Source organism: Blautia faecis (genome assembly GCF_020554845.1).
Classification (GTDB): Bacteria; Bacillota; Clostridia; order Lachnospirales; family Lachnospiraceae; genus Blautia_A; species Blautia_A faecis.
Map to the genome: position 1 here is coordinate 19,040 of NZ_JAJCIA010000043.1, position 10,460 is coordinate 29,499.

Annotated in this window: 10 protein-coding genes and 1 tRNA gene; 3 read left to right on the forward strand and 8 right to left on the reverse strand. The window is 39.7% G+C overall.

Annotation, left to right across the window (positions count from 1 at the left end):
• Positions 1 to 27: 27 nt before the first annotated feature.
• Positions 28 to 339: a hypothetical protein gene (locus LIZ66_RS16005; protein WP_118581890.1), complete on the reverse strand. Its 312-nt coding sequence runs from the start codon at positions 337 to 339 to the stop codon at positions 28 to 30.
• A gap of 455 nt (positions 340 to 794) precedes the next feature.
• The gene (locus LIZ66_RS16010; RefSeq protein WP_173771635.1) at positions 795 to 1,421 is read right to left on the reverse strand and encodes a lactate utilization protein; all 627 of its coding nucleotides are present in this window, start codon (positions 1,419 to 1,421) and stop codon (positions 795 to 797) included.
• A 360-nt stretch (positions 1,422 to 1,781) separates the two neighbouring features.
• On the opposite strand from LIZ66_RS16010, the gene LIZ66_RS16015 reads away from it, so the two are divergent.
• Positions 1,782 to 3,542, forward strand: coding sequence for a diguanylate cyclase domain-containing protein (locus tag LIZ66_RS16015; RefSeq protein WP_227201038.1), 1,761 nt, complete (start codon positions 1,782 to 1,784; stop codon positions 3,540 to 3,542).
• A gap of 379 nt (positions 3,543 to 3,921) precedes the next feature.
• Here LIZ66_RS16015 and LIZ66_RS16020 read toward each other — a convergent pair whose 3' ends face one another.
• Positions 3,922 to 5,085, reverse strand: a complete 1,164-nt coding sequence (locus LIZ66_RS16020; RefSeq protein WP_226837404.1) for a PucR family transcriptional regulator — start codon at positions 5,083 to 5,085, stop codon at positions 3,922 to 3,924.
• A 187-nt stretch (positions 5,086 to 5,272) separates the two neighbouring features.
• On the opposite strand from LIZ66_RS16020, the gene LIZ66_RS16025 reads away from it, so the two are divergent.
• Positions 5,273 to 5,431, forward strand: a complete 159-nt coding sequence (locus tag LIZ66_RS16025) for a hypothetical protein (RefSeq protein ID WP_195380354.1) — start codon at positions 5,273 to 5,275, stop codon at positions 5,429 to 5,431.
• Positions 5,432 to 5,484: 53 nt separating this feature from the next.
• Here LIZ66_RS16025 and LIZ66_RS16030 read toward each other — a convergent pair whose 3' ends face one another.
• Positions 5,485 to 6,807, reverse strand: coding sequence for an MATE family efflux transporter (locus tag LIZ66_RS16030; RefSeq protein WP_195380353.1), 1,323 nt, complete (start codon positions 6,805 to 6,807; stop codon positions 5,485 to 5,487).
• A 406-nt stretch (positions 6,808 to 7,213) separates the two neighbouring features.
• On the opposite strand from LIZ66_RS16030, the gene LIZ66_RS16035 reads away from it, so the two are divergent.
• Positions 7,214 to 8,569 carry an MATE family efflux transporter gene (locus LIZ66_RS16035; RefSeq protein WP_195380352.1) on the forward strand — a complete coding sequence of 452 codons (1,356 nt, stop codon included), beginning with the start codon at positions 7,214 to 7,216 and terminating at the stop codon, positions 8,567 to 8,569.
• Between the two features lie 99 nt (positions 8,570 to 8,668).
• Here LIZ66_RS16035 and LIZ66_RS16040 read toward each other — a convergent pair whose 3' ends face one another.
• The 4 genes from LIZ66_RS16040 to LIZ66_RS16055 form a co-directional block, all read right to left on the reverse strand.
• A complete protein-coding gene (locus LIZ66_RS16040) occupies positions 8,669 to 9,154 on the reverse strand; it encodes a hypothetical protein (RefSeq protein WP_173734954.1) in 486 nt (161 codons plus the stop codon).
• A gap of 238 nt (positions 9,155 to 9,392) precedes the next feature.
• Positions 9,393 to 9,680: a hypothetical protein gene (locus LIZ66_RS16045; RefSeq protein WP_330382821.1), complete on the reverse strand. Its 288-nt coding sequence runs from the start codon at positions 9,678 to 9,680 to the stop codon at positions 9,393 to 9,395.
• On the reverse strand, positions 9,673 to 9,999 hold the full coding sequence (locus tag LIZ66_RS16050) for a nucleotidyltransferase family protein (protein WP_306797107.1): 327 nt from the start codon (positions 9,997 to 9,999) through the stop codon (positions 9,673 to 9,675). The genes LIZ66_RS16045 and LIZ66_RS16050 overlap by 8 nt, the downstream gene beginning before the upstream one ends.
• Before the next feature lie 321 nt (positions 10,000 to 10,320).
• Positions 10,321 to 10,406, reverse strand: a tRNA-Leu gene (locus tag LIZ66_RS16055).
• Positions 10,407 to 10,460 lie beyond the last annotated feature (54 nt).

Below are 10,460 nucleotides of genomic sequence, written 5' to 3' on the forward strand. Positions count from 1 at the left end.
TAAAGTTATAGTTCACTTATTTCACTTTTACAAACTTCCACTTATTGCAGCAGTTCCATTCAGCATTCCCATCCCCTGCAGTAAGCTTATAGTATCCCTTATCCCAGCTGCATAAGCAAGATCTGAATATCTCTCGTCCCGGGTCTGCAGGCAGGCGATGTAATCATCGATCACACGCTTTACAGTGTGGGATAATTGCAGCTGGTCATATCGTTCTTCCAGATACTTCAGATCCTCATTGTCCTGTCTGATGTAGGAATCATTTTCATCCACCCGCTGCTGCTCCATCACCATTTTCTCAATGTTCTGAAGCATAATCATTTTTGTTGTCATTTTCATTATTGTTTTCCTCCTGATATGTACTTATAGATCACGGTTCATTGGTAACGTTTTCCCGAATCACACAAGCTGTTCTTCTGTGATTCCAAGCTATTTAGGGTTACAATTTAAGCAGTGATAAAAAATCCATTTTTCTCACACTTACCGTCATTATTCTACGTTTTATATCAAAATTTTGCAACAAAAATCGTCCGACAACTTTCCCTATAATTCGACAAAAGTGCTACTGTTCACTGGTAACGTTCCGCGAGGTGTTTTTTGTGAACAAAGCTCTCAGAAAACCCGAGAATTAAGTTTGCGCAGCAAACGCTACTTCTTGTGCTTGTCACAAGAAGGTTCGTCTTTCTGCGCATCGCGAAGCGTGTTACTGGTCGCGAAGTGAACAGTAACACAAAAGCGGCTGGAAAAGCGTGTATTTACACGCTCTAAGCTACGCCCTAAATAAATCTCACCGTTTAAAGTCCAAGAGTATCGTTTACAAGAATAACATGTATTCTATCTTTATGACGAGAATATCTTGTAATCAGAAACTGACAGCAAATCGTATCCGGAGATTTACAGTCAAAACATTTCCCTGCGGTTTTGCAAGGTGTCTTCACCTCAAATCTCTGTGCATTCGCCGGAGCTGCCACATTTCTTGCCCGCTTCATAGCTGCATCAAGATCTGAACAGACCTTATTCATTCCCACAATGAAAACCACCTTCTTCGGTCCCTGGGCAATACAGGAAACCCGATTGGAATTTCCATCAATGTTTACCATAACTCCATCACTGGTAATGGCATTGGCACTGGAAAGAAATACATCTGCATCATACGCTGCCATCAGGCTTTCTCTTGGTTCCATTTTTGCACGATTAATATAATTATAATTTCCATCCTCCAATGCCTTGATCAGTCCAATCTCATGAGCACTTGTGCAGCCACCCATGGCAATACTGCTGCCCTCCGGGATCAGTTCCAGTGCCTGCTTTACAGCAGCTTCTCTGTCTGCGGCGTAATAGCCTGACATATTGCGAGATTCCAGACCTTTGATCACATTTTGAGCCAATACTTCATTTCTTTTTTGCATATTAATATCCATTGCTTGCTCCTCCTGACATTGTTTTAGTATAAATTATAAGCCACATTTCATTCTTTATCAACTTTCGACTTAACTTATTTTATGTTACTGTTCACTGGTAACGTTCCGCGAGGCGTTTTTTGTGAACAAAGTTCACAGAAAACCCGAGAATTGCGGCGCGAAATCATGCGAATGCATGATTTCTGTGCATCGCGAAGCGCGTTACTGTGAACGGAGTGAACAGTAACTATTTTATATTTCGCCAGAGCGTAGTAAAAAAAATATATTGTCTTTTTTTTCAGAAAATTCATTTTCTTTTTTAGCTTGTGTGATATAATGCATTATTATAAAAATTCCGACAGATAAAGCGAGGTAAACCTGGTGAAGAAAAAAACACTTGTGCCTCTTATCATTTTTTTACTGGGCATATGCCTTGTTGGTTTCATTGTATACAAAACAGACACCCACGAGAAGAACGAGAGACACATAACAGCACAATTAAACGCAACAACCTATGGGGAACGTATAAAAAATGAGATTGCGAGCGGAATTGAGATTACGGATGCTCTAAAGCAGATCCTGATCAGTGAAAACGGAGAGATTAATCAGTTTGACACGATTGCTGAAAATCTTATGTCTGATTCTATTGAGAGCGTGCAGCTTGCTCCGGATGGTGTTGTGACAGATATTTATCCGGCAGAGGGAAATGAAGCAGGTAAAATTGATCTGATTCATGATAAAGAGCGTGGAGAGATTTCCTGTTACGCAAGAGACAATCACACAGTCATTACACAAGGCCCCTTTGAATTGAAACAGGGAGGCTATGGAATTGCTGTACGCAATCCAGTTTATCTGACGGATACAAACAAACAAGAGGATTTCTGGGGATTTACCATTGTTATCCTACGCGTTCCTGATATTTTCTCAGACTCGATTTATGCTCTTTCAAATTTTGGATATGAATATAGAATTTCAAAGACGGCTTCTCCCTGGAACGGCACCTATAAAGTTGTTTATCAGTCAGATGATCCGCTAACCCATCCAATTTCTTATGATTTTAAAATAGGCGCAGAGAGCTGGAGATTTGAAGTAACCCCCAAAAGCGGATGGCGAAATAATACACTTATAGCTGTAGTCACCGGATTTTTTCTTACCGTAATCCTGCTTCTGACAGTTCTTACCCGGGTATGGCTGGTGTCCAAAGAAAATAAAAACAGATTTCAGATACTGGCACACACGGATTCCCTTACGGGTATTAACAACCGCTATGGATTTGATGAAGCAGCAGAAAAAATTATCGCCCAAAATCCGAAGGCACATTTTGTGGCCGCACTTTTTGATATTGATGACTTTAAGTTTATTAATGATGTCTATGGGCACGCTTACGGAGACAGGGCTTTAAAAAGTCTGGCAGAGAGCATGAAAGCTTTTTTTCCACCGAATGTATTGCTTGGAAGAAACGGTGGGGACGAGTTCTGTATTCTTCTGCCTGATTATACCTTTGAAGAGGCAGACGCACAGCTGAATCAATTCACCAGACTGCCTAAGACCTTCGCTTACAAGGGAACAGAACAGCACTTTTCTATTTCTCTTGGATATGCGGAATATCCGGCATTTGCCTCCAACCATTCACAGCTTATGCGCTGTGCAGATGCAGCCCTTTATGAAATAAAGCTTCATGGAAAAAACGGATGTATGGCTTACAGAGAAGGGCTTCAGTCAGGTGTCCGCAAACAGCTGGGATTTGCGCATAAGGATGTCTCGGAGCATCTTCCGGGTGCATTTATCATATACAGAGCAGACAAAGAAGATGATGAGCTGTTCTATGCAAACCAGGAGTTTCTTCATATGACCGGATATAAAGATATGGACGAACTCTTTCGACTTACAAACAAAAGCTTTCATAACCTGATTCGGGAGGATGAGCAGAAACAGATAGAAGCAAGCATCTGGGAACAGATTGACAGTGGTAATGAAAATGACTATATTCATTTTCATCTTCGAAAAGCTGACGGCTCTTACCTCTCTGTACTTGACCATGGAAGAATCGTAGAAAGCCAGCAATACGGAAGAGTATTTTATGTATTGTTTATGGACTGGAAGGACATGCATATTCATTACGGTGATAAATTTTCCGGATAATAGAAAAAATACTGTCTGGTAGGAATTTTTGCATTCTATAAACCTACGATTACATCATCAATCTGAGAGGTTTACACAAAGTAATTTACACTCCGCCCTGTTGCATAAAATAATGCAGGTCTGAACAAGACCTGCATTATTTTATGTGCTTTTCACACGTATTTCCCCTTCATTTTATCCGCTTTATCTTCCCAAAATCCGGTCTAGATTTTCCAGAATTACATCAACATTGGTTGGTTTTGCAATATGTCCATTCCTTCCTGCCTTGATTGCTTTTTTACAATCTTACTTATGTAAAAAAACTGCTTCTATATATACGACTGCGCTACACTATGCACAAGAAAAACATTACTGCGCAATACTTATATCTGCGCAATACTTATATCTGCCCATGCATATTTCTGATATAAAATGCAATCTGATAGGGCAGTCTCTCTTCCGGCGTTTTCAACTCATTTCCCAGAATTTTCCTGATATTTCCGATACGGTACAGCACCGTATTGCGATGCGTATACAATTCTGCTGCCACAGCCTGAATACTTCCATTATGCTTCAGATATGACTGAAGAGTTTCCACATAATCGGCATGATATCTTCTGTCGTATTCTTCCAATGCTGCCAGACATTCTGTTTCCATTTCCTTCAGTATTTCTTTATCTTTCACCATATAAAGCAGACGGAACAACCCGCAGTCATCAAACTTTACCACCTGCTTCTTTTGTGTCATCGCTATGTGTGCTGCCGCCTTCGCTCTCTGATAGCTTACCGAAAGCTGGGAAATATCCATACATCTGCTCCCGATTCCCACGCACAATTGCAGTCCAGGCATACGTCTTTTTCCTCTTTTTATGGCACCCTCTACAAGGCGGCACAAATACTCTTCCGAAAGCGCATTCGCTACCAGCACAAAATCAGAGTTGTAATAAAAAAAGCTTCCATTGTGAGTGATATCCTCCAGATATACCTGTATTCGATAAGACAGCTTTTTTCGCTCCACTGTGTCCATGGAGTCCAGCCCCTCACAAGTCATCAGCAGCACCTGAAAGCTTCCATCTACATCAAAATACTGTAATAAATCTTTTCTATATGCATCCTGATTATCCGGAGTCTCAATAGCTGCAATCAGGGCGGATGCGATCTGCTCATCTGTAGTATCCTGCAAAAATACATGAATACTGAAGTCTTTTATCATATCTGATAAATGCACTTCCCAGGGCACAGTCAGTAGCGGAAGGTCATTTTCATCACAGTATGCTTTCAATTCTTCCGGCACCTCATAAATGTACTGTCCCACATTGATAACAAGCCCTGATGCATGATACCGGTTCAGCTGCTGTGCCAGATGCATCCAGTCTTCTTTTTCCGGAAAGCCAAGCCCGGTTGTCACTGCAAGCTCCTTTCCCCAGAAATTCTGTATGATCGTTGTATCCTCCAGAAGATGTACCCAGCTGATTGAATTGGACCATCCATTTTTTCCGGCCAGAAACTTCATTTCATATCTTGTTTCTGCTGTCAGCATCATATCCTGTATTGTAAAACTCATAAAACCTCCCTTTTTGTTACCCTAACCCATTCTGTAAAATGTTCAAATTTTTCCTTTATTATATCATATATTTTGTGTTGGCAGCACATATTTTCCACTTGATTTTTAGAATCCGCCCCCATAGTTTTTCCTTAATTTTGTGCTAGAATATAAGTAACTTAAAAAACAAATTAAAGGAGGCGTGAATATGAAATTCGCAGAATATACAAGTTCCCTGGATGCACTTCCCGTTCCAGAATGGATCATATCAGAACGTTATATGTATTGTGACAATTTTATAAATGACTATACGAAGACTCGGCATTTTGATCTTCTGGCTTTTGTCAAACGTCTCTTTCGCAAATAATATGCACTTCTTTTCATAAAAAGGACATCCGTTTTTTCAGGATGTCCTTTCTTTTACTTTTTTCGGTAAATTCGAAGCATCAAAGGTGTCTCTACAAGCAGCATGGCAATCCATCCTGCCAGATAGGAATATGGCAGTGCCTCAATACCAAAATTCCATAACAAAACCATCGGTGCCGCTGCAATGACACGGACTGTCATATTGGTAAAACTGCTCATCAAGGTCACCTTCAGATCTCCGATTCCACGGAAAAAGCCCTGAAGCGAATTTGTGATAGCGGGAAGAATATACATTCCCGCAATCAAGTGGAGATAAACCACTCCATGTCCGATAACTTCCTCATCTTTTACAAATAATGACATCAATGGTCTGGCAAATCCCAGACAGATCAGCATAACTGCTGCTCCATAAACAAGCTCCAGTATCATTCCACATCGGAAGCCTTCCCTCATACGGTCATTTTTTCCAGCTCCTTTATTCTGAGCCATTAATGCGGTCATCGCATGGGCAATATTCTGTTCCGGTGTGATGGCAAAATCATCAATGCGATTAACCACTGCAAAGGCTGCTGCTACCGATACTCCCATTGTATTAACCAGTGCCTGTATTGCGATTTTTCCCATCTGTACAGTTGCCTGCTGCATGGCAGATGCCCACCCGTAAGCAATGGTTTTTTTCAAAAGCCTGGCATCAAAAACCAGCCATTTCTTCCCAAGCCGAAGAATTGGTACTTTTTTCTGTATATAGATAATACAAAACAGACAGCAGAGCGCCTCACTGAGTACTGTGGAAATTGCACATCCATTACTTCCAGCCTTTAATACAATAACAAAAAACAGGTCTCCGAAAATGTTCAGAATTGCACTGATAATCAGAAAGTACAAGGGGGATGCACTGTCTCCCAATGCCCTTAAGGTGCTTGAAAAAAAGTTGTATAAAAATGTAAACATTAATCCCAGAAAAATAATCCGCAAATATTGCACTGTCATACTCATAATAGATGGATCCACCTGCAATAACAGCAGAATGGGTACAGCAAATATTACACAAACCAATGTGAGAAAAAATGAAAAAAACGCACCAGACAACAGAGTTGTACTGATTTGTCTATGCAAAGTCTCATAATCTTTCGCTCCATACTGAATCCCCATCAGGATACTGGCTCCCATACACAATCCGTTCAGAAATAGTATCATCAACGTACTGACCGGATTACAGATTCCCACAGCCGCCAGGGCCTCCTTTCCTACAAAATGCCCTACAATAATGCTGTCAACTGCATTATAGGTCAGCTGAAACAAATTTCCCAAAACAAGAGGCACTGTAAAATTAACAAGAATGGGCATGATTTTCCCAGTAGTCAGATCTTTTGTCATATTCTCACACTCCCAACCAAAAGTTTTGCACACTCACATTTTAGCTAAAAAAAAGTAATTTCACAATGTACTATTTTAACATTTTATATAGCATATTCTAATCGGATATGTTAAACTATAATTTATCACTTTCTCTGTTTCATTGATTGTAATAAAATGATATGAGTGTCAAAAGGTCTTTTGACACTCATTTGATACCCGGATTGCTACGCAGCTACGCTGCTCCCGCAATCCTCCAAAACATTCGTAATCCGCTCATTTTTCTTTGAAAAATGGCTACTTACTCATGTTTTTGGCGGGTCAAGAGGTCAAAAAGCCTCTTGCAAGCAAGCTTGCATCGGCTTTCTGACCTTTTGACCCTGGTATCATCATATTATAAATTGTAAGAACTAAGGAAAACTGTAACATGCTAAATAAAAAAGATTTCTTAAAATATGCATCAATATTGGCATTTCCAATTATGATTCAAAATTTGATTTCAACATTGGTGAATATTGCTGATACTGTAATGCTTGGATATGTAAGCCAGACTGCCATGTCGGCTTCATCGCTTGCTAACCAATATACTTTTATTCTTTTTTGTCTATATTATGGTATGGCCACCGGTACTTCCGTTTTGTGTGCCCAGTACTGGGGAAAAGGTGATAAAAAGACTGTAGAAAAGATTCTCGGCTTAGCAGAGCGATGCACCTTAATTATCTCTCTGATATTTTTCCTTATCTCCTTTTCCATGCCAACTACGGTTATGAAGATTTTTACAGACAATCCTGATACAATTGCTGCTGGAAGTGAGTATTTGAGGGTACTTTCATTTTCACTTATGTTTATGGGATTCTCTCAGGTTTTTATGAGTGCCCTTCGAAGTATCGGAAAGATAATGCTGCCTTCTGTTACATACATTGTCTCCCTTTGTGTCAATGTACTTTGTAATGCCACCTTCATCTTTGGCTTATTTGGACTTCCAAAGCTTGGCGTTACCGGTGTTGCTCTTGGTACTGTGATTGCCAGAATCGCAGAGGTATTGATTTGTCTCATCTACTCCTTGAACAAATCAAATGTGAGATTCCGAATAAAATACTTCTTTGCGAAATCGGGGATCCTGTTCCAGGATTTTATGAAAATTGCAACTCCAGCCGTAATAAATGACCTCGTCTGGAGCTTTGCCAGTTCCGCATTCGCAGCAATTCTTGGGCATATTGGTAATGATATGGTTGCTGCAAATGCCGTCGCTGTTATGGTGGTAAACATTGGTGCTATCGCCTGTCGGGGTTTTGCCAACGCTACTACCATTATTATCAGTCAGGAGCTGGGGAAAAATCACATTGATACAGCCAGAGAATATGGGAAACGGATGCTCAGAATAACCATTATTGTAAGCCTGATCGGATGTGCCGTTATTCTGGCGATTCGCCCCCTGATACTGGATTTTTATCGGGATAAGCTGACAGAAACGGCCATTTATTATCTTGGCGTTTTTATCATTATGACGACCTGGCGTCTTGTTGGAGAAGGTATTAATACCTGTCTTATATGCGGCTGCTTCAGAGGTGGTGGTGATTCCAGATTTGGAATGATCGTTGATTCCATATTTATGTGGCTTGTAGCAGTTCCTCTCACATTTCTTGCCGCATATGTTTTTAAACTGCCGCCTATCTGGGTATACTTTGTAATGTCTTTGGATGAACTTGAAAAAATGCCTGTGGTATTTATTCACTATTTCAGAAGAAAATGGCTTACAAACATTACCAGAGATTTTGATTGATCCTACTTATTCACAATTATAAAATGCTCCCTTCTGAATGACAGGTTTTTGTTCTTTCACATTCCTGCCCAGTAGGGAGCATTTCTGAATCCTATGATCTTATTCTTTTTTTTTGACGGTCAGCCCTATACTGTAAACAGAGGCTATTACAATGATAAAGCCTAATGGAATTGCCACACAATAAAACACAAAATTTACCAAATTGTTATATGGGCGGAGTTTATAAATTCCTTTTGAAGTCCGATAAACCTCGACCTTAACTTTATCACCAACGTATACTTTCTGATTATAGGTTTCTTCTCCTTCATAAGCTTTTCCATCAACCTCAAATGCCAATTTGGTCCGATATTTTACTGATCTTGAATTCTTTTTATTTTTGTCTTTATCATCACTGTTATCAATCTCACGGCAGGATTCTACAACTGCAATAACCTCTCGTTTGTCTGTAGTGTTTTTGTACTCCTGGCTTTCAATTCTGTTTAAAATCATACCATATATTCCTATACCACACATGGCAATGCCCAGGACGAAACCTAATACCGAATATAATATATTGTTCCGCTTCTCTTTTTTATCCTGCTTCATACACATCCTCCGCAAAACCTGTTTTTGTTTTCGATTCTTGTAAAGAACACATATTGGAAAAAATTCTCCTTCCATTGACCATGTATTCTCTATACTAATAATAATCCATCCAAAACCGGTTTGCACTATTACTTGTGCCAGTAAATGAAGAGAAAATGTTATTGCTTACTTTGTCCACAAAAAACACCTCGCGGAACGTTGCCAGTGACTTCACATGTATCTATCCAGACAGTCAACTCTACAGCTCTCCGAGTCTCTCTCTCAAATTTTTTCGTGCTTCAGTTGCACTCATAGTTTTGGCACCATCTATTCTTTCCCACTCAGCCTGAAGTACTCTGGCACGTAACCGAAGTAACTGTTCACGCTTTTCATATGTATCAATACTCTTAATTACCATATCTCCCTCATCATTTTGGGTGATATAAATAGACTCGTTGGTTTCTTTTAAACAATAGTCAGCTACTTTCAGACTATCATCAGCTTGTGTAATTCGATAATTGCTTAAATCTTTTTGTCTCTCATCCAATTACAATTCCCTCCTTCTCTACATTATCATAAAACGGCAATGCTCCCAGCCAGTATCTGTAATGTGCTTCATTCTCCAGAACTGGATTTATTACAATCCCTGACTCCAGTTCTAGATCAAACGCCAGATCAAAAATACTGTTTTCGACCTGCTCTATTTCTTCTTTTGAAAGAGGTGTTAATATCATAACATCAATATCCGAATTTTCCTTATAATCTCCACGGGCATAAGAACCATAGACAATAAGTTTGGATAGATTATTTTTTAATATTTTTTTAGTCCCTTGTACAAATAGCATTAATACTTCCTGTCTAATCAAGTTGCTACCTCCTGTCAGATTCTTTTCATCTACAGTAATATTTTAATAATATTGCAGCTGACTACGTAAAGCAAGCTATTATTTTACTTTTATTTTTGAAAGCGCAACCTTTGAAACTTTCAAGCATGGAAATTCCAGTTTCCAGCTATAAAAAAAGTGAATATTATACCAGAATATTATTTTGAAGCTGCTTAAATATTTTGTATCTGCTGTCAAATCTGATGTCAAAATCCATTTTGGGGTTAAATAAGAGGTGTTCCAGAAGGGTGTAAATATATCCAGACATCAAAAAAACCCTTGAAAATCAAGGGTTTCAAGTCATGCCGCAGACCGGAATCGAACCGGTACGGGTATCACTACCCACGGGATTTTAAGTCCCGGGCGTCTGCCAGTTCCGCCACTGCGGCATATGGGACCTATAGGGCTCGAACCTATGACCCTCTGCTTGTAAGGCAGATGCT

Excerpts from the sequence above, each read along its gene's own strand:
- LIZ66_RS16035 (WP_195380352.1), top strand. The coding sequence starts at position 7,214 with ATGCTAAATAAAAAAGATTTCTTAAAATATGCATCAATATTGGCATTT.
- LIZ66_RS16025 (WP_195380354.1), top strand. The coding sequence starts at position 5,273 with ATGAAATTCGCAGAATATACAAGTTCCCTGGATGCACTTCCCGTTCCA.
- LIZ66_RS16020 (WP_226837404.1), bottom strand. The coding sequence starts at position 5,085 with ATGAGTTTTACAATACAGGATATGATGCTGACAGCAGAAACAAGATAT.
- LIZ66_RS16005 (WP_118581890.1), bottom strand. The coding sequence starts at position 339 with ATGAAAATGACAACAAAAATGATTATGCTTCAGAACATTGAGAAAATG.
- LIZ66_RS16010 (WP_173771635.1), bottom strand. The coding sequence starts at position 1,421 with ATGGATATTAATATGCAAAAAAGAAATGAAGTATTGGCTCAAAATGTG.
- LIZ66_RS16030 (WP_195380353.1), bottom strand. The coding sequence starts at position 6,807 with ATGACAAAAGATCTGACTACTGGGAAAATCATGCCCATTCTTGTTAAT.
- LIZ66_RS16040 (WP_173734954.1), bottom strand. The coding sequence starts at position 9,154 with ATGAAGCAGGATAAAAAAGAGAAGCGGAACAATATATTATATTCGGTA.